The following is an 18,021-nucleotide window of genomic DNA, read 5'->3' as shown; positions in this document are numbered from 1 at the left end:
GATCGTGATCGTGACAGTGACCCTCAACGCCGCGCTCGACGTCACGTACGAGTTGGGTCGGGTGACGATCGGGGACACGAACCGGGTCGACCGGGTGCGCGAGTGCCCGGGCGGCAAGGGGCTCAACGTGGCCCGGACGCTCGACGCGCTCGGCGAGCCGGTGCTGGCGTGCGGCCTCCTGGGCGGTCGCACCGGTGAGGTCATCCGGACCGGGCTTGCGGCAACCGGTGTGCGCACCGTGTTCACGACGATCCGGGGCGAGTCCCGCCGCACGGTCGTGCTCGCCGAACCCGGCCGCACCACGGTGGTCAACGAACCCGGCCCCACCGTGACGTCCGATGAATGGCAGGCGTTCCGGGCCGGCTTCGCGGAGATCCTGGCCACCTCGGGGGCGGGCGTGGCGGTGCTGTCCGGCAGCCTGCCGCCGGGCGTGCCCGTCGACGCCTACGCGGAGCTGGGCCGGGCCTGCGCCGCGGCCGGCATCCGCGTGGTGCTGGACGCCGACGGCGAGCCGCTGCGGCACGGGCTGGCCGGCCGGCCCGCCGTCGTCAAGCCCAACGTCGACGAGCTGGCCCGCCTGCGCCTCGGGGACGGTGCGCCGCTCCTGGCGGCGGCCCAGGCGGTCCGCGCGGCGGGGGCCACGGCCGTCGTCGTGTCCCGCGGGCCCGACGGCCTGGTGGCGGTGACGCCCGACGGCGCCTGGGCCGCGGTTCCGCCGGTGGTCACCGGGAACCCCACCGGCGCCGGTGACGCGCTCGTGGCGGCGCTCGCCCGTGGGCTGGCCCACGGGTCGGCCTGGCCCGACCGGCTGCGCGACGGCGTGGCCCTGTCGGCGGCGACGGTTCAGGCCGAGGGCGCCGGATCGTTCGACATGTCCACCTACCGGGCGCTGCTGCCCCGGATCGAACTGAGCCCGCTCACCCTTCCGTGACTCCGGACAGCTTGAACAGCTCGGCGGCGTTGCGCCACGCGATCCGCTCCGCCGTGACGGGATCGGGTCGCGCGGCGGCGAGCACGCCGAACGTCGACGCCGGATCGATCAGCGTCGCGTCGGTGCCGAGCAGGAGCTGGCGGGAGTCCACCTCCCGGAGCACCTCGTCCATCCGGCCGGCCAGCCCGTGCGACCACGACGGCTCGAGGTAGAGCCGGTCGCACGACCGCGCCGCCGCGATGGCGTGGCGGTGTCCACCCGCGCCCATGTGCCCCGCGATGACCCGGAGGCCGGGAATCTCGACGCAGTGCCGGGCCAGGTCGAGCACGGACGCGTCCCAGGTGTGCACGAGGGCCGGACAGTCCAGCTCGGCGAGCATGAGCAGCGCGTCGCGCATCTGCGGCGAGTCGACGGGGCTACCGGTGTAGTCCGTGTGGATCTTGGCGCCCACGAACCGGCGCGTCGGCAGGAACTCCCGCAGGTCCCGTTCCGCCTGGTCGAGTCGTCGCGGGTGGACGGTGACGTAGCCCAGCAACCGGTCCGGCGCGGACCGCAGGAAGTCGGCGAGCGCGCGGTTGCCCGCGGCCGGGTCGTAGGTGACCGCCTCGGTCGAGGAGACGATCGCGACGTCGATGCCGTAGCGGTCCATCACGGTGAGGTTCGGCGTGCGCAGGCCGCTGAAGAACCACGGCCCCCAGTGCGCGTGGACGTCGACGATCACCGGTCGCCGTCCAGGAGCCGCCGCGCGTTCCCGCCGGCCACCATGACCTTCTCCGCCGCCGACAGGGAACTGGTGGCGAGCCGCAGCAACGGCACGTACGGCTCGTAGACCGGCGCCCGCGAGCCGAACAGCAGCCGGTCCGCGCCCACGTGTTCCGCCACCTGTTCGAGCCCGTCGGAAGAGGTGAGCAGGCGGGTCGACGTGTGGAAGCCGGGCTCGTCGGCGGCCACGAGGAGGAAGTCGCCGAGGTGGTAGAAGTGCGTGTCCAGGAACACCACGCCGGCGACCAGTCCGGCGAACGGCCGCCAGAACCGGCGCACGTCGCCGCCGGTCAGGATCACCAGGCCGGCGTCGGTGGCGAGCCGCGCCAGGTGCCGCACCGACGGGTAGTCGGGCTGGACGCCCTGCTCCTCGGGGAAGAACCGGACCGCCCGCACGCCGGCCGCGACGAGCCGTTCCAGCTCCGCCGCCGACCCGAGGGGATCGCGCAGGTCGAGCGTCCCCACCGCGACACCGTCCGGCACCGCCATGGCGTCGGCGTTGCCCGCGGTGACGTCGAACAGCGCGGCGCGCAGGCTGGCGACCGCCGCGCGGGCCACGCCGCGGTCGGCGAGCATCGCCATGACCGTGGTGGCGTCGCCGTCCGGGCCGGGGCGGTCGGGGAACCGTCCGATGAGGACGTCGATGTCGAGGGTGACCGTCAGCCCGCCGAGCAGCGGCTCGGGGTCGAAAACGTCGATCATGTCGTCACCGTGCTGGGAAGCATTGGGCACCTTCCGGGGCTGCTGGAATACTGGACATGACCGTAATCTGACGGCACGGTTTGCGCGAGGGAGGCGTCGATGGCGGTACAGGTCGGTGTGGTCGGTCCGCACGATCTGGTCGACGACGTGGCGGCGGTGTGCGAGGAGCAGTCCCGCGTCACGGCGTACCGCCTGAACTACGGCCACGAGTCCGAGGCGCCGGCGATCACCGCCGCACACGGGTCGTCGGTCGACGCGTGGCTCTTCACCGGCGTCGTCCCCTACACGTTGTGCCGCGAGGCGGAGACGCTCACCCGGCCGGCCGTCTTCGTCGACTACACGGGTGCGACCCTGCTGCAGGCGCTGGTCCGGCTGGTCCGCGAGGGCCACGACGTCTCCCGCATGTCCATCGACACCCTGCCGACGGCCGACGTCGTGGCCACGTTCACCGAGGCGGGCGTGCCGGTCGCCAACATCGCGACGCTGCCCTACCGCGGCGGGGTGACGTCGGCGCAGACGGAAACGTTCCACCGGCGGGCCCGGCGCGGTCCGCGCGGGAGCCAGGTCGCGCTCACCTGCCTGCGTTCGGTCTACGAGAGGCTGCGCGGGGAGATGCCGGTGCACCGGCTCGCGCCGTCGACCCACGCGGTGCGCAACGCGGTGCGCCAGTTGCTGCTGGAGACCGACAACCAGATGCGGGAGGACGCCCAGCTCGTGATCGGGCTGGCGGAGCTGTCCGGCGGCGACGAGGGTCTGCTCAAGGAGGTGGTGGGCGTCGGCGGCACGATGACGCCCCTCGCCGGCGGCATGCACCTGCTCATCTCCACCCGCGGCCCGCTCTACGCGGCCACCAACGGCTTCTCCGGCCTGCCGATGCTGCGCCGGCTCGCGGAGCTGCACGAGACCGTGCGGATCGGCTTCGGGTTGGGCCGGGGTGCCGCCGAGGCGGAGAACCTGGCCCGCCGGGCGCTGAGCCGGGCGCGGAAGTTCGGGCCGGTGGCGTCGGTGCTGTCGACGCGCGACAACGACCTGATCCTGGCGGCGGCCGGCCCGCCGGCCGATCCGGCCGGGGCCAACCTCGCGGTTGTGGCGCAACGGGTGGGGCTCAGCGTGGCGACGCTGCAACGCCTGCGCGAGGTGCGGGAGTCGGCCGGGTCGGCGCCGGTGAACACCCGCGACCTCGCCGACCGGCTCGGCGTCCAGCCGCGGACCGCGCGCCGGATGCTCAACCGGCTCGAACTGGCCGGGCTCGCGGAACGCACGGGCAGTCTGGCGTCCGGCAGCAGCGGCCGCCCGTCGACGCTCTACCGGATCACCATCTGAGCGTCCGTCAATTTGGGTCATGACCGGAATCCGCTCCCGCCGCCAACGGTGATCAGATCGTGACGGTCGGACAGGCGGGATCGAGCCGGATCCGGGCGAGGTCGCGGCCGATGAGGGCCCAGGCGTTCCACGACCCGGGTTCGAAGGCCAGTTGCGGGTTGGTGTACCACTCGTCGCCGAGCCCGGTGGCGACGAGCTTCGCCGTCGTGCCCAGCGCGTAGACGTTCCCGCCGCCGAAGTAGGTGGCGGTGAACACCGTGCCGTTGTGCACGTGGAGCTCCCCGTACCCGGGCAGCGGGCCCGAGTGCGTGATGGTCCGGGTCGCCAGGTTCATCCGGAACCAACTGGCGTTGCGCTTGTACACGCCGAAGAGGAGGCCGTCCTGCACCTTGAGGTCCTGGAACGTCTGGTAGCCGGCCACGGGCGTCACCTGCCAGCGCACGGTCCGCGTCCGGAGGTCGAAGGCCGCCACCGAGGCGGCCGTCCGGACCGGGGGAGTGCCGCCACCGCCGCGGACGTCACCGCCGAGGTAGACGATGCGCTTGGCCACGTCGAGGGAGAGGCTCATGAGGCTCTGGTCCGGGATGACGTTGACGTACACCTGCTTCGCGCCGGTGTCCGGGTCCACTATGGACAGTGCGCCCTGGAGACTGGCGCCGAGCGGCGCGGTGGCCACCAGAAGCTTGTCGGAGATCGGGTCGTACTCGAGGTCCCACGGGCGTTGCTGGCCGTGGCCGAGGTAGCCGAGGCTGCGCAGCGTCAACGACGTCCGGTCGATGGCGAGGATCTCGCCGCTCGGGTACATGGCGGCGAACATCGTGTCGCCCCGGCTGACGATCGCCTTCGGCTCGCCCGGAACCCAGATGCGCCGTTGCCGCATGGTCCGCAGGTCCCGGACGGTGACGGAGAAGTGGCCGGCGACCCACAGTTCGTCGGGTCCCTCCAGGCGGATCGCCTGTGGCCGCTCGGATCCCGGCGTGAGCCCCGCCGCGATCAGGTCGGTGAACTCGGTGGCGCCGGTCGCCGGGTCCATCGTCCACATGCCGCCGCTGCCGGAGAACCCGGTGAGGCGGTTGTTCTCGACGACGAGCCGCCGCGTCTCCTCGGCCTCCTTCGGGGTACCGAGCGGAGTCGGGGCCGGGTCGCCGGTGCGGTACCGGAGGACGGCGCCGGTCGGGCGGGCCGACAGGTACACGGTGCCGTCCGGCTCGACGAGCAGCATGTCGGAGGTCAGCTCGCCGAGGCCGACCGTCCGCAGGTCCGTGCCGTCGGGTCGGACGTCGTACAGGGTGGAGCCGCTGGTCGCGACGACCCGCCCGTTGCCGACGCCCACGGTCGCGAAGCCGCCGGTGCCGGTCGCCAACGTGGTCACCGCGCCCGTGGTCCGGTTGATGGCGACGAGTTTCGCCTTGTCCAGCAGTCCGGCGTAGACGTTGGTCGCGTCGGCGGCGACCGCCCGGACGTAGCGCTCGCCCGTGGCCAGGACACCGAAGTTGCGCACCGCTCCGGTGGCCGGGACGTACTCCCAGACCTTGCCGTCGGGGTACGTCCCGGCGTAGATCGTCCCGTCGGGAGCGGTGGTGAGGCTCCAGACGAAGCCGCCGTTCACCCCGAACGAGCGGATGTGGGTCACGGTTCCGGTCGCCGGGTCGAAGCGGTACAGGTCCGGAACCGGGTAGGTGCCGACATAGATCTGCCCACCGGAGACGGTGGTCGCCCACCCGCCCTCCGGTTCGCCGGCCAGCGGGCCGTCGGGCAGCGGGACCTGACGCACCACCCGTCTGGTCGCGAGGTCGATCTCGGCGAGGATCGGCGGCTTGAGCCCGCGGGTGACCACGTACGCGAACCCGTTGTGGGTCGTGGCGCCCACGATCGCGCCGGTAATGGAGGCGGGACCGAAAGTCTGGTAGGCGGGATCGGTGCAGGCCGCCCCGGTCGTGGGGCGCGCCGCGGTCGACGTCGTGGCCGGGCCAGCGGCGTTTGCCGCGGCCGGATACGGGACGGCGGCCAGCAGGGACGCGATGACGAGAATGGATCGGACGAGGCGCACGGATACCTCCTCGGGAATTTGGGGCTTGACCGTAATCCCCGCTCCCCGGAACGGTCAACGGCTCTCAGGCCGCCAGCACGACCTCGACGCCACGGGCCCGGATCGCGTCGAGCGCGGCGGAATCGGCCGACCGGTGGGTCACCAGCTCGTCGACGTCACCGAGAGGGCAGATGCGGGCGCTCCACGCCCGTCCGATCTTCGAGGCGTCGGCGACGACGATGACGCGCCGGGCCTGCCGGATCATCACCGCGTTGGTGGCCGCTTCGAGCCGGTCGTGCGTGGTGAGGCCGTGCGCGGCGGTGATCCCGTCGACGCCGACGACGGCGACGTCGAGGTCGAACCCGGCCAGCACCTGTTCGGCGATCGGGCCGACCAGCTCGAAGGACTGCGAACGCGTCAACCCGCCGGTCGTCAGCACCCGCGTCCGCGGCCGGGCCGACAGTTCCGCCGCGATGTTCAGGGCGTTGGTGACGACGGCCAGGTCGTACCGGTTGGCCAGCAACCGGGACACCATGTGGGTGGTGGTGCCGCCGGTCAGTCCGAGCATGAGCCGGCCGTGCGGCAACCGGGCCGCGGCCGCCTTCGCGATGGCCCGCTTCTGGTCCCGGCGCTGTCCGATCCGGTAGCGCACCGGCAGTTCGGCGCCGAGGTTCACGGCGACGGCGCCGCCATGGTTGCGCCGCAACAGGTTCTGGTCCTCCAGCGACTGCAGATCGCGCCGGATGGTGGCGGCGGAGACCGCGAACTCCGCGGCCAACGCGTCCACCTGAACCGAACCCTGCGAGCCCAGCCGGTCGACGATGGCGGTGACCCGGTCGGCGCGTCGCAACGTACCCGGCATCGTCGTCGGTCCTCCCCGAAGTGCGCATCCTGGAATGCTCGTTTGCCCGTCATCCGTGGACCGCTGGTCAGACGCGAGCATACGGTCGGCCGGTGACCGTGACGATGGACGAGATCCGCAGCCAGCCGACGACGTGGCGACGCGCGGTGGAGCACCTCGACACCGTCGCCGACGCGGTGACCGCACCGGGTGAGCGGGTGCTCGCGATCGGGTGCGGCACCTCGTGGTTCGTCGCGCAGTGCTTCGCCGCGCTGCGGGAGCGGGCCGGGTACGGGGAAACGGACGCGGCCTGCGCCGGCCAGCTCACCGGGGGACGTCGGTACGACCGGGTGGTCGCGTTCACCCGCTCCGGCACCACCACGGAGATCGTCGACGCGCTGGTGCGCCAGCCCGCCGGAACCCACCGGGTGGCCGTCGTCGCCAACGCGGCCACGCCGGTCGGCGCGGTCACCGACACGCAGGTCGTCTACCCGTACGCCGACGAGCGCAGCGTGGTGCAGACCCGGTTCCCGACCACGGTGCTCGCCGCCGTGCGCGCCGCGTTCGGCGCGGACCTCACCGAGGTGGTCGGCCAGGCGGAGCGGGCGTTGACGATGCCGCTGCCGGTCGACCCGGCAACCGTCGAGCAGACGGTGTTCCTGGGGTCCGGCTGGGCCGTCGGCATCGCCCACGAGGCGGCGCTGAAGGTGCGGGAGGCCGCGCAGTCGTGGGCGGAGTCCTACCCGGCGACCGAGTTCCGGCACGGCCCGATGGCCGTTCCCACGCACCGCAGCCTGGTGTGGCAGATCGGAACCGCACCCGACGGGATGGCCGAAACGGTCGCCGCCACCGGTGCCCGCCTGTACGTCAGCGGCCTCGACCCGCTCGCCGACCTGGTTCTCGCGCAACGGTTCGCCGTGGCGATGGCCGATCAGCGGGGCCTGGACCCGGACCGCCCGCGCCTGCTGCACCGCGCGGTGATTCTGGCCCCGTCGTGCTGACGCACACCCGCGAACTCGTCACGGCGGCGGCGGCCGCCGGCCACGCGGTGGGCGCCTTCAACGTCATCACGCTCGAGTACGTCGAAGCGGTGCTCGCCGGCGCCGAGTCCGTCGGCCGGCCGGTGATCCTCCAGATCAGCGAGAACGCGGTGACGTTCCACGGCGGCCGGCTCGCCCCGTTCGCCGCCGCGGCGACGGCGCTGGCCGCGACCTCCTCGGTGCCCGCCGCCCTCCACCTGGACCACGTCACCGACGTGACGCTGCTGCACCAGGCGCCGGCGTGCGGCTTCAGCTCGGTCATGTACGACGCGTCGGCGCTGGAGTACGACGACAACGTGGCGGCCACCGCTGCCGCCGCCGACTTCTGCCACCGGCACGGCCTGTGGCTGGAGGGGGAGCTCGGCGCGATCGGGGGCAAGGACGGCGCGCACGCGCCCGGCGTCCGGACCGACCCGGCCGAAGCGGCCCGGTTCGTCGCCGCCACCCGGCTCGACGCGCTCGCCGTCGCGGTGGGATCCAGCCACGCGATGACCACCCGCACCACGACCCTCGACCACGACCTCGTCGCGCGGCTGCGGGCCGCGGTGCCGGTGCCGCTGGTGCTGCACGGCGGGTCCGGCGTCGGCGAACCGGAACTGGCCGCGGCGATCGCGCACGGGCTCGTGAAAATCAACATCGGTACGGCGCTGAACGTCGCGCTGACCCGCGCGTTGCGTGGTGCGCTCGACGCCGGCGCCGGCATCGTCGATCCGCGCCGGTACCTCGCCCCCGCCCGCGACGCGGTCGCCCGCACCGTGGCCGAGACCCTGACGCGGCTGGATCCGGCACGGTCGGACTCGGCGCGGCCGGATCCGGCGCCGGTACCGGCATGACCGCCCCGGACGTCGTGATCGCGCTCGACGTCGGGGGAACGCAGATCAAGGGCGCGCTGGTCGACGCCGCGCGCACCGTCCACCACACGCGGCGCGTGGACACCGGTGCGCACCGCGGGCCCGCAGCGGTCGTCCGCACGATCGTCGACCTCGCGAAGCGCCTCGCCCGGACGGCCCGGGAGAGCGGGCTGACCGCGGTGGCGGTGGGGCTGGCCGCGCCGGGTGTGGTCGACGAGGCCGACGGGGTGGCGATCTGGTCGGCGAACCTGGGCCTGCGGTCCGTGCCGCTGCGCGACATCGTGGCGGCGGACCTCGGCCTGCCGGTGGCGCTCGGCCACGACGTGCGCGCCGGCGCCGTCGCCGAGGCCAGGTTCGGCGCCGGCCGGGGCGTGGGCACGGCCTGGTTCGTGGCCATCGGCACCGGCATCGCGGGCGCGTACGTCGTCGACGGCCGGACCGACCCCGGTTCCAGCGGCCGGTCCGGGGAGATCGGACACGTCGTGGTCCGGCCGGCCGGGCCGCCCTGCGGGTGCGGTGGTCTCGGCTGCCTGGAGGCGATCGCGTCGGCCACGGCGGTGGCGCGGCGGTACGAGCGGCGCTCCGGCCGGACGGCGACGGCCCGCACGGTCGCCATGCTCGCCGGCAGCGGCGACGACACGGCCCGCGCCGTGTGGGCGGAGACGGTCGCCGCGCTCGCCGACGGGCTCAGCATCGGCGTCACGCTGTACGACCCGGGCACGGTCGTGATCGGTGGCGGGCTGGCGCTGGCCGGCCCGCTGCTGTTCACGCCGCTGGTCGAGGCGCTCGACCGCCGGTTGACGCTCACGCCGGCACCCCCGGTCGTGCCGGCCGCGCTCGGCGACCAGGCCGGCTGTCGCGGCGCCGCCGAACTGGCGCTGGACATGATGACCCGGGTCTGAATTTCCCTGCGCATGTCACAGCCGGCCGGACTGTCTCGTCTCGGGTTCCGTAGACAGGACACGTACGGCGGAGGGTGCAGGTCATGCGGGTTTTCGTGGCGGGCGGGGCCGGGGTTCTCGGCCGGCGGTTGGTGCCGCGACTGGTGGCGCGCGGCCATCAGGTGACGGCCACCACCACGAGCGCGGCCAAGCTGGGCCTCGTGACGCGGTCCGGTGCCGAGGCCGTGGTGATGGACGGGCTGGACGCGGCGTCGGTCGGTGAGGCGGTGGCCACGGCCCGGCCGGACGTGATCGTCCACCAGATGACCGCCATCTCCGGTAAACCGGACATCAAGCACTTCGACCGCTGGTTCGCCACCACCAACCGGCTGCGCACCGAGGGGACCGACCACCTGCTGGCCGCCGCCGAGGCGGTCGGGGTGGCGCACGTCGTCGCGCAGAGCTACGGCAGTTGGAACGGCGTCCGCGAGGGCGGCTGGGTGAAGACCGAGGAGGACCCGCTCGACCCGACGAGCACGGGCAGGGGCGCGGCGGCGATCCGTCATCTGGAGGACGTGGTGCTGAAGGCGAACGGCGCGGTGCTGCGGTACGGCGCGTTCTACGGGCCGGGCGCCACCGACGACCAGGTCGAACTCGTCCGCAAGCGGCAGTACCCGGTGGTCGGGAACGGTGCCGGGCACAGCTCATGGGTGCATCTCGACGACGCGGCGGACGCCACCGTCCTGGTCGTGGAGCAACGGGCGCGAGGCGTGTTCAACATCGTCGACGACGAGCCGGCACCGGCGAACGAGTGGCTGCCCTACCTGGCGGAGTGCGCGGGAGCGAAGCCACCGATGCGGATACCGACGTGGCTGGCGCGGCCGCTGGCCGGCCCGGTGGCGGTGACGATGATGACCGAGGGGCGCGGCTTCTCCAACGCCAAGGCCAAGCGGGAGCTCGGCTGGCAGTTGCGCTACCCGTCCTGGCGCCAGGGCTTCAAGCAGGAGCTGGCGTGACGAAACTGGAGGAGTTCCAGGAGCTGCGCCCGTTGTTGTTCGCGATCGCCTACCGGCTTCTCGGCAGCGTGGGCGAGGCCGAGGACGCGGTCCAGGAGACCTGGCTGCGTTATTCCGCCGCAGCGACCCGGCCCGCGTCGACCAAGGCGTTCCTGTCGGCCACGGTGTCCCGAATCGCGATCGACGTGCTGCGCTCGGCGCGCGTGCGGCGGGAGGAGTATCCCGGGCCGTGGTTCCCCGAACCGCTGCTGACCGACCCGTACCAGGACCCCGAGCGCTCGGCGGAGCTGGCCGACTCGGTGTCGATGGCGGCGCTGCTGCTGCTGGAGCGGCTCAGCCCGCTCGAACGCGCGGTGTTCGTGCTGCGGGAGGTGTTCGGGTTCGGCTTCGGCGAGGTCGCGACGGCGGTCGGACGCTCGGAGGCGGCGTGCCGCCAGCTCGCGGTGCGCGCACGCCGTCACATGGACGAGGGACGGCCCCGGTTCGCGGCCGACCGGGCCGAGCGCACCGAACTCGCCGGCCGGTTCCTCGACGCCTTCCGCAACGGGAACGTCGACGGGCTGACCGCGATGCTCGCCGCCGACGTGCAACTCGTCGGTGACAGCGGCGGCAAGGCCCCGCTGTGGGCCGAGCGGTTCGTCGGCGCCGGGAACGTGACCCGGGTGCTCGCCGCGCTCGTCCCGCTGTTCGCCCGGGCCGGAGCGGCGCTGGAGCCGCGCGAGGTGAACGGCCAACCGGGCGCGATCTTCCGGGACGCCGACGGCAGGGTCCTCAACACCTGGACGTTCGAGATCCTCGACGGGCGGATCCAGACGATCCGTACGGTGAGCAACCCCGACAAGCTCGGACACGTGGGCCCGGTGGGCGACTCCTGGGCGGCCCTGCGCGCGGCCACCCGGCCGCTCCATCCGAAGGAAGGATAGTCATGCGCATCACCGTGTTCGGAGCCAACGGACCCACCGGCCGCCTGCTCACCGCCCAGGCGCTCGCCGCCGGGCACGAGGTCACCGCGGTCACCCGGCAGCCGCACTCGTTCCCGCTGCGGCACGACCGGCTCGACGTGGTCGGCGCCGACGTGCTCGATCCGACGGCTGTCGACACGGCGGTCGACACGGCCGTCGCGGGACGGGACGCGATCCTGTCGACGCTCGGGGTGCCCGCCGGGAAGGAACCGATCAGCACCTACTCGCGCGGGGTGGGGAACGTCGTCGCCGCGATGAAACGGCACGGGGTGCGTCGGCTCGCCGTGGTCAGTTCGACCGGCGTCGACCCGCACCCCTACTCCGACGGCGGGTTCCTGTTCAACCGGGTCCTGCTGCCCTACGTGACGCGCGTGCTGGGCAGAACGCTGTACGACGACATGCGCCGGATGGAGGCGCTGGTCCGCGCCAGCGACCTCGACTGGACCATCGTGCGCCCGAACGGGCTCTACCACCTGCCGTCGCCCACCGACTACACGGTTGTCGAGGGGCACGCCGACGGCCGGTTCACCGCGCGCACCGACCTGGCCGCGAGCCTGCTGGCCATGCTCGACGACGTCCGTTACCTCCGCACCACAGTCAGCGTGGTCACCACCGCCGACAACCCGACGCTGCTCCGGTGGATCCGCCGCGAGGCAATGGCAAAGGGCTGATCACCGTTCCGCTCACCGTTCCGCGACGAAGTCGGCCAGCAGCTCGGCGACGCGGGGTGCGGCCCGGCCCGCCGCATCGGGAAAGCGGGTGCGGTAGTACGGGATCGCGATGATCGTCAGGGACAGGGCCCAGCCGCGGGCGCGGGCCCAGGCGTGCTCGTCGACGTCGAGCGCGTCGCGGAAGGCGCGGCGCGAGTCGCCGCTGAACAGGTACCAGGCGGCCAGCAGGTCGCCCGCGGGGTCGGCGGCCCAGGCGGTGGCGAAATCGATGACCGCGGTGAGCCGGCCGTCGGCCACCAGCACGTTGCCCGGCATGAGGTCGCCGTGGATCCACCGGGGCGGCCCGTCCCACGGGCCTACCGCGAGCGACGCCTCCCACGCGTCGAGCAGGAGCCCCGCGTCGAAGTCGTCCCGGAGCTCGTCGACCGCCGCCCGGAACAGCTCGTCGCGCGGTGCCAGCGGCGTGCCGCGGCTGAACGGGTCGGCCGGCGGGGTCGGCGCGCCGGTCGGGTCGATCCGCTGCAGGCGGTTGACGAACGCGGCGAGGTCGCGGGCGGCGGCCGACGGATCGGCGAGCCGGTCGAACTGGAACGCCGTGCCGTCGAGCCAGCGGTAGACGCCCCAGGCGAGGGGGAACTCGTCGGTCGGCGACCCGAGGGCCAGCGGGTGCGGGACGGCCAGCGGAAGCTCGGGCGCCAGCCGGGGCAGCCACGCCAGGTCCTTCTCCACCTGGCCCTGGAACCGGGCGGTGCGCGGCAGGCGGACGGCGAGGTCGGCGCCCACCCGGAACGTCACGTTGTCGGTGCCCGACGAGGTGACCAGCCGGACCGGTTGCCCGGCCCAGGCCGGGAACTGCCCGGCCAGCAGGCGCGCCACGAGCGACGCGTCGATGTCGACTTCGTCGTCGTGCAGCTTGGTGACCGTCACGGACTCGGACACGGACACGGACTCGGACCCGGCGTCAGACACGCACGGAGCCTGCAACGGCCACCGGCTCCGCGTCCACCGAATTGACGCGTCCACAGAGGACGGTCGCGACCACGGCGGCTGGGATCATCGCGGCGGCGACGACGGTCGCCATGGCGACCGTGCCGGCGCCGAGGCCCGTTCCGAGCAGGCCGACCAGCGGGGCGGCCGCGCCACCGACGCCGAACTGCACGGCGCCGAGGAGAGCCGCGGCGGTGCCGGCGATCGCTCCGTGGCGGGACATCGCCAGGGCGGGCGTGTTGGGGAACGCGAGCCCGACCGTCGCGATCGTCAGCCAGAGCGGCACGAGGATGCCGGCGACGCCGCCGAAACCGGTCGTCGCGCACACCACCAGCACGACCGCCGTCGTGGCGCCCGTCAGCATCGCGCCGGCCAGGATCCGCTCCGGCGGGAAGTGACGCAGCAACCGGACGTTGAGCTGGGTCGCACCGACCAGGCCGATGGCCCCGGCGCCGAAGACGAAACCGAACTGCTGCTCGCTGAGGCCGTACTCCTCCTGGAACACGAACGACGAGCCGGCCACGTAGGCGAGCAGCGCGGCCATGGACAGGCCCGCCACGACCGCGCAGCCGACGAACGTGCGGTCGCGGGTGAGGGTACGGAACGCGTCGGTGGTGCTCGACAGGCGGGCGGGTCGGCGCCGGTCGGGCGGCAGCGTCTCGGGCAGCGCGACCACGACCACGGCGATCAGCACCACGACGGCGACGGCGAGCACCACGAACACGCCGCGCCACTGGGTCCACCGCAGGATCACGCCGCCGATCGTCGGCGCCACGATCGGTGCCGCCGTCGGGATGAGCAGCAGGCGCGACAGCAGGTGGGCGAACACGGAACCGCTGCACAGGTCGCGGAGCACGGCCGTCGCGATGACGCCGGCGGCGGCCACCGCGACGCCCTGCAGCACCCGCAGGGCCGCCAGCACGGTGACGTCCGTGGCGGCGGCGCACAGCACCGACGCCACGACGTGCACCAGCAGGCCCACCAGCAGCGGCCGGCGCCGGCCGAACAGGTCGGAGAGGGGACCGACCAGCAGGTTGCCGACGGCCATCCCCACCATCGTCGCGGTGATCGTCAGCTGGACACCGGCGGCGGAGGTCGCCAGGTCGGCCCGGATGGCGGGCAGCGCCGGCAGGTAGAGGTCGATCGTCAGCGGCCCGATCGCGGTCAGTGCACCGAGCACCGCGACGATCCCGACGCGTCGGCGGTCCATGTCGTTCATCAGCGTGCTCCTCGTCCGTCCCCGAGCTTGTGGAGACATGACGTAGACCCGGCGCCGAATCGACAACACCGACCCGGATGTGACCTATGCCACTACGTCCACCATTCGAAGTTGTCGGCCGCGCGGGCGACCGGCTCGATGATCTCCCAGCCCTCGGCGATCAGCCCGTCGGCGCCGATCCGCCAGACGTCGACGACCGCGATCTCCGGCCCGCCGTCGGGAAGCCACCGCCGCGAGTGCAACGCGACCCGGTCGCCGTCGGCCAGCAGGTGGTGTATCTCGATCCGCATGCCGGCGAGCGCCACCATCGCGGTGCCGACGGCGGCGAGCCATTCGGCCTTGCTCCGCGTGGTCGGACCCGGCCGGTGATGGACGAAGTCGTCGCTCAGGAACGCACCCAGCGCCGCGACGTCGCCCGTCTCGACCAGCCCCGCCAACGCCTTCTGCACGATCGTCCTGTTGTCTTCCGCAGTCATGGACGCAGTGTTTCCGTGGCCCGGTCGGGTTGTCGATGACATGCGATTTCATTGCGCCCGTCGGTAGCCTCATGATCATGGACACGGTCGGCGAACTGTTGCGGCACTGGCGGCACCGGCGGGGGATCAGCCAGTTGGACCTCGCGATCGCCGCGGACGTCTCGGCCCGGCACGTCAGCCTGGTCGAGACCGGCAAATCCAACCCGAGCGCCGACATGGTGCTGCGCCTCGCGGAGCAGTTGAACGTGCCGCTGCGCGACCGCAACCGGCTCCTGCTCGCTGCCGGCTTCGCACCCCGGTACGCCGAGCGCCCGCTCGACCACACCGCCCTCGCGGCCGCCCACGACGCGGTGCGCCGGGTGCTCCGCGCGCACGAGCCGTTCCCGGCGCTGGTCTTCGACCGCCGGTGGAACATCGTGATGACCAACCGCGCCGTCGACCCGTTCCTCGCGCGGGTGGCACCTGAGCTGCTGCGGCCGCCGGTGAACCTGTTGCGGCTGGGCCTGGATCCGCGCGGGTTCGCCGGCATGGTGGTCAACCTGGCCGACGTGCGCGCGGTGTTCCGGGCCCGGGTCACCCGTCAACTGGCCGCCGCGCCGGATCCCGTTCTCACCGCGCTCTACGAGGAACTGCTGGCGCCCGGACCGGAACCGGACGGCGGCGCGGGCCGGCTGGCCGGACCCGACGTCGTGATCCCGATGGTCCTGCGCGTCGACGACCGCGAACTCCGGCTCTTCTCGACCATCACCACGTTCGGCACCCCGATGGACATCACGCTCGACGAGGTGGCGATCGAGTCGTACTACCCGGCCGACGCGGAGAGCGCCGCCTATTTCACGCGGCCGTAGTGGGAGGCTGGGGTTCATGTCGTCACCGTTGCCGCCGGACAGTCACGTGCACAGCGAATGGTCCTGGGACGCCCTCGCCGGCTCGATGGAGGACTCCTGCGCCCGGGCGGTCGCGTTGGGGTTGCCGGCGATCGCGTTCACCGAGCATCTCGACCACACCGCCTGGACGGTCGAGCCGCCCGACGACTTTCCCCCGTCCATCGTCTCGCCGGACGGGGTGCTGACGCCGCCGGCGTTCGACGCGGTGGGCTACCTGGCGGCGGTCGACCGGTGCCGGCAACGGTTCCCGGGCCTGCGGATCCTCAGCGGCGTCGAGGTCGGTGAACCGCACCGGCACGCCGACGCCGTCACGGCGGTGCTCGCCGTCGGCACCTTCGACCGCGTGCTGGGTTCGCTGCACTGCCTGCCGATCGACGGCGGCTTCACGGAACCGCCGGGGCTGTACCGCCGGCACGCCGCGGCCGAGGTCGTGCGCCGGTACCTGGCCGAGATCGCCCGGATGGTCGACGAGAGCGATCTGTTCTCCGTGCTGGCGCACGTCGACTACCCGCTCCGGTACTGGCCGGCGGGAGCCGGTCCCGTCGACGTGTCGAGGTTCGAAGCGGAGTTCCGCCATGCCCTGCGGGCCACCGCGGGGGCGGGCCGGGTGTTGGAAATCAACACCCGGATACCGTCCATTCAAACGACTCTGCTGCGCTGGTGGTGCGACGAAGGGGGCGCCGCCGTCACGTTCGGCAGCGACGCCCACCGGGCCGAGGAGGTCGCCGAGAATTTCCGGGAGGCCGCCGAGTTGGCTTCCGCACACGGTTTCCGTCCCACGGCGAATCCGTACGAACCCTGGATCCGTTGACCGCTCGCCGGTCGCCGTTCGCTACGGGGCGATGGACCAGAGCTGACAGGTGTTGTTGAGCCACATCCACATCTGGACGCGCGTGCCGTTGGCCGTGCCGCAGTTCTGGTCGTCGAGCACCATGCCGCTGTTCTCGACCACGAGTTCGTAGCGGCCGTTCCCGGCCGGGATCACGGCCCACTGCTGGCACGTGTTGCCGAGCGACTGCCACAGGTTCGTGGCCGTGCCGAGCGCCAGGCCGCAGCCGACGGCGTCGAGCACCCTGTTCGCGTTGACGTTGGTGAACGTCCACTTGTTCGGGCCGACGTTGGTGAAGCGCCACTGCTGGCAGGTGTTGCCCAGCGACTGCCACACGTCGATCTGCGTGCCGTTGGCCGTGCCGCAGTTGACCGCGTCGAGCACCTTGCCGGCGGCGAGATTCGTGAGCCGGTACGTGGCGCCGTTCACCGGGAACGTGACGCTCTTGCTGTAGCCGACGGAGACGATGTTCGCCTGCACGGCGTTCTCGGTGGCGTCGCTCGGGTAGCCGCTCGTCATGACACCCTCGAAGAAGGACCCGACGGAGCCGTTGCTGTTGTCGCCGCCGATACCGAGAATGATGGCGCCCTGCTTCGTCATCGGCCGGTAGCCGGCCTGGGTCGGCAGCGGCCCGTCGTACCGCGTCGCGAGGCCGCCGGACTGCGCGTTGCCGTCCTTGATGGCGTACGTCGACGTGCCGTTGTTCTTCAGCACGGCGGTGACGAATGCGGTGCTGCGGCCGGTGTTCGACGTCCACGAGCCGTTGCCGCCGGCGAACAGGCCGTTCTCGAGGTCGGCCGCGACCCGGGGCCCGCCCGCGCACGGCGAGAACCAGCACAGCGTGCCGAAGTAGATCGCGTCCATGTCACCGTTGCCGGTGTCCAGGTTGTTCGTCTCGGCGTTTCCGTAGTCGAAGCAGCAACGGTTGTTGACGTGCGTCCCCTCCGTCACCATGTACATTCCCTCCGGCTGGCTGCCGGTGGCGACGCCGTTCGTCGCGTTGTTGCGGTAGCCGTTGCCGGCGGAGATGTAGACGCCGTACACCTTGTGGCCGCCCGCCGTCACGGGCAACGCGGCCGCGTTCGCGCCCTGGTCGGGCGTCGGGTTCGCGCCACCGCCGGGCGCGATCGTCAGGTCGTTGTGCCGGCTGGTCTGGTCGTAGATGCGGACGATCGTGCAGTACGTTCCGGAGCAGAAGTTGTCCTGCGTCGCCGCGTTGGCGTACCCGCCGGCGCCGAGGACGCCGACGTTGGTGGTGGCACCGTCCGACCAGCGCCGCACCTGGTACAGCGCGCCGTTGTAGGACCCGAAGAGCGCGCGGGTGGTGCTGTGGGCGGCGACGCACGGCGTGCCCCCGCTGGCGTAGATGTCGCACGACAGCGTTCCGGCTGCCTGCGCCGTGCCGTTCGTGGCGACGACCGCCGCGGTGGCGGCGAGCACGGCGGTGGCGCCGGCGGCGAGGACGGTTCGCCATGAGAGTGGTGGGAGACCCATGGTGTGCGCCTTTCGATGAGGCGGGCGAGCGGTTGATCCGACGGCGGCCCGTTGTTATCGTTAACAACCTGCTCTTCCGATGCGGTTCACGGCGCGGTCGCGGTGCGGCGGGCAGCGGTC

The 18,021-nt window shown here is 72.7% G+C and carries 18 protein-coding genes; 10 read left to right on the top strand and 8 right to left on the bottom strand.

Annotation, left to right across the window (positions count from 1 at the left end; all coding sequences use genetic code 11):
• The first annotated feature begins 10 nt into the window (after positions 1–10).
• Positions 11–931 (top strand): 1-phosphofructokinase family hexose kinase, encoded by a 921-nt coding sequence (locus Vau01_RS15295; protein WP_239151601.1) that lies wholly within the window; start codon positions 11–13, stop codon positions 929–931.
• Here the strand turns inward: Vau01_RS15295 and Vau01_RS15290 are convergent.
• The gene (locus tag Vau01_RS15290) at positions 918–1,652 is read right to left on the bottom strand and encodes an amidohydrolase family protein (RefSeq protein ID WP_203992543.1); all 735 of its coding nucleotides are present in this window, start codon (positions 1,650–1,652) and stop codon (positions 918–920) included. The genes Vau01_RS15295 and Vau01_RS15290 overlap by 14 nt on opposite strands.
• Complete coding sequence (locus tag Vau01_RS15285) at positions 1,649–2,395, bottom strand: amidohydrolase family protein (protein ID WP_203992540.1); 747 nt, start codon at positions 2,393–2,395, stop codon at positions 1,649–1,651. The genes Vau01_RS15290 and Vau01_RS15285 overlap by 4 nt, the downstream gene beginning before the upstream one ends.
• A 99-nt stretch (positions 2,396–2,494) precedes the next feature.
• Here Vau01_RS15285 and Vau01_RS15280 point away from each other — a divergent pair, with 99 nt between their 5' ends.
• Positions 2,495–3,718: a helix-turn-helix domain-containing protein gene (locus tag Vau01_RS15280; RefSeq protein WP_203992537.1), complete on the top strand. Its 1,224-nt coding sequence runs from the start codon at positions 2,495–2,497 to the stop codon at positions 3,716–3,718.
• A 52-nt stretch (positions 3,719–3,770) separates the two neighbouring features.
• Here Vau01_RS15280 and Vau01_RS15275 read toward each other — a convergent pair whose 3' ends face one another.
• Both Vau01_RS15275 and Vau01_RS15270 read right to left on the bottom strand, forming a co-directional pair.
• Entirely contained in the window at positions 3,771–5,768 is a 1,998-nt protein-coding gene (locus Vau01_RS15275; protein ID WP_203992534.1) for a YncE family protein, read from the bottom strand.
• A 64-nt stretch (positions 5,769–5,832) separates the two neighbouring features.
• Positions 5,833–6,609 (bottom strand): DeoR/GlpR family DNA-binding transcription regulator, encoded by a 777-nt coding sequence (locus tag Vau01_RS15270; RefSeq protein ID WP_203992531.1) that lies wholly within the window; start codon positions 6,607–6,609, stop codon positions 5,833–5,835.
• Between the two features lie 104 nt (positions 6,610–6,713).
• Between Vau01_RS15270 and Vau01_RS15265 the strand changes: the two genes are divergently transcribed.
• From Vau01_RS15265 to Vau01_RS15240, 6 genes are all read left to right on the top strand, one after another.
• A complete protein-coding gene (locus Vau01_RS15265) occupies positions 6,714–7,589 on the top strand; it encodes an SIS domain-containing protein (protein ID WP_203992673.1) in 876 nt (291 codons plus the stop codon).
• Complete coding sequence (locus Vau01_RS15260) at positions 7,583–8,461, top strand: class II fructose-bisphosphate aldolase (protein ID WP_203992529.1); 879 nt, start codon at positions 7,583–7,585, stop codon at positions 8,459–8,461. The genes Vau01_RS15265 and Vau01_RS15260 overlap by 7 nt, the downstream gene beginning before the upstream one ends.
• Positions 8,458–9,381, top strand: a complete 924-nt coding sequence (locus Vau01_RS15255) for an ROK family protein (protein ID WP_203992527.1) — start codon at positions 8,458–8,460, stop codon at positions 9,379–9,381. Before Vau01_RS15260 ends, Vau01_RS15255 begins: the two co-directional genes overlap by 4 nt.
• An 83-nt stretch (positions 9,382–9,464) precedes the next feature.
• On the top strand, positions 9,465–10,376 hold the full coding sequence (locus Vau01_RS15250) for an NAD-dependent epimerase/dehydratase family protein (RefSeq protein WP_203992525.1): 912 nt from the start codon (positions 9,465–9,467) through the stop codon (positions 10,374–10,376).
• On the top strand, positions 10,373–11,299 hold the full coding sequence (locus tag Vau01_RS15245; protein WP_203992523.1) for an RNA polymerase sigma-70 factor: 927 nt from the start codon (positions 10,373–10,375) through the stop codon (positions 11,297–11,299). Before Vau01_RS15250 ends, Vau01_RS15245 begins: the two co-directional genes overlap by 4 nt.
• Before the next feature lie 2 nt (positions 11,300–11,301).
• The gene (locus tag Vau01_RS15240) at positions 11,302–12,009 is read left to right on the top strand and encodes an NAD(P)-dependent oxidoreductase (protein ID WP_203992521.1); all 708 of its coding nucleotides are present in this window, start codon (positions 11,302–11,304) and stop codon (positions 12,007–12,009) included.
• Between the two features lie 12 nt (positions 12,010–12,021).
• Here Vau01_RS15240 and Vau01_RS15235 read toward each other — a convergent pair whose 3' ends face one another.
• The 3 genes from Vau01_RS15235 to Vau01_RS15225 form a co-directional block, all read right to left on the bottom strand.
• Entirely contained in the window at positions 12,022–12,948 is a 927-nt protein-coding gene (locus Vau01_RS15235; RefSeq protein ID WP_203992519.1) for an aminoglycoside phosphotransferase family protein, read from the bottom strand.
• A 22-nt stretch (positions 12,949–12,970) separates the two neighbouring features.
• Positions 12,971–14,215, bottom strand: a complete 1,245-nt coding sequence (locus Vau01_RS15230) for a multidrug effflux MFS transporter (protein ID WP_239151599.1) — start codon at positions 14,213–14,215, stop codon at positions 12,971–12,973.
• Positions 14,216–14,307: 92 nt separating this feature from the next.
• Positions 14,308–14,691, bottom strand: a complete 384-nt coding sequence (locus tag Vau01_RS15225; protein WP_239151598.1) for a nuclear transport factor 2 family protein — start codon at positions 14,689–14,691, stop codon at positions 14,308–14,310.
• Positions 14,692–14,768: 77 nt separating this feature from the next.
• Here Vau01_RS15225 and Vau01_RS15220 point away from each other — a divergent pair, with 77 nt between their 5' ends.
• Both Vau01_RS15220 and Vau01_RS15215 read left to right on the top strand, forming a co-directional pair.
• A complete protein-coding gene (locus tag Vau01_RS15220) occupies positions 14,769–15,539 on the top strand; it encodes a helix-turn-helix domain-containing protein (RefSeq protein ID WP_239151597.1) in 771 nt (256 codons plus the stop codon).
• 16 nt (positions 15,540–15,555) lie between these two features.
• Complete coding sequence (locus Vau01_RS15215) at positions 15,556–16,389, top strand: PHP domain-containing protein (protein WP_203992513.1); 834 nt, start codon at positions 15,556–15,558, stop codon at positions 16,387–16,389.
• Positions 16,390–16,410: 21 nt separating this feature from the next.
• Here the strand turns inward: Vau01_RS15215 and Vau01_RS15210 are convergent, their stop codons facing one another.
• Complete coding sequence (locus Vau01_RS15210) at positions 16,411–17,901, bottom strand: arabinofuranosidase catalytic domain-containing protein (protein ID WP_203992511.1); 1,491 nt, start codon at positions 17,899–17,901, stop codon at positions 16,411–16,413.
• Positions 17,902–18,021: the final 120 nt, after the last annotated feature.

Origin of the sequence: Virgisporangium aurantiacum, assembly GCF_016863635.1 — a bacterium.
Lineage (GTDB): Bacteria > Actinomycetota > Actinomycetes > Mycobacteriales > Micromonosporaceae > Virgisporangium > Virgisporangium aurantiacum.
Note: the sequence above shows the minus strand (reverse complement) of the source record. Positions and strands in the feature narration are given on the sequence as shown.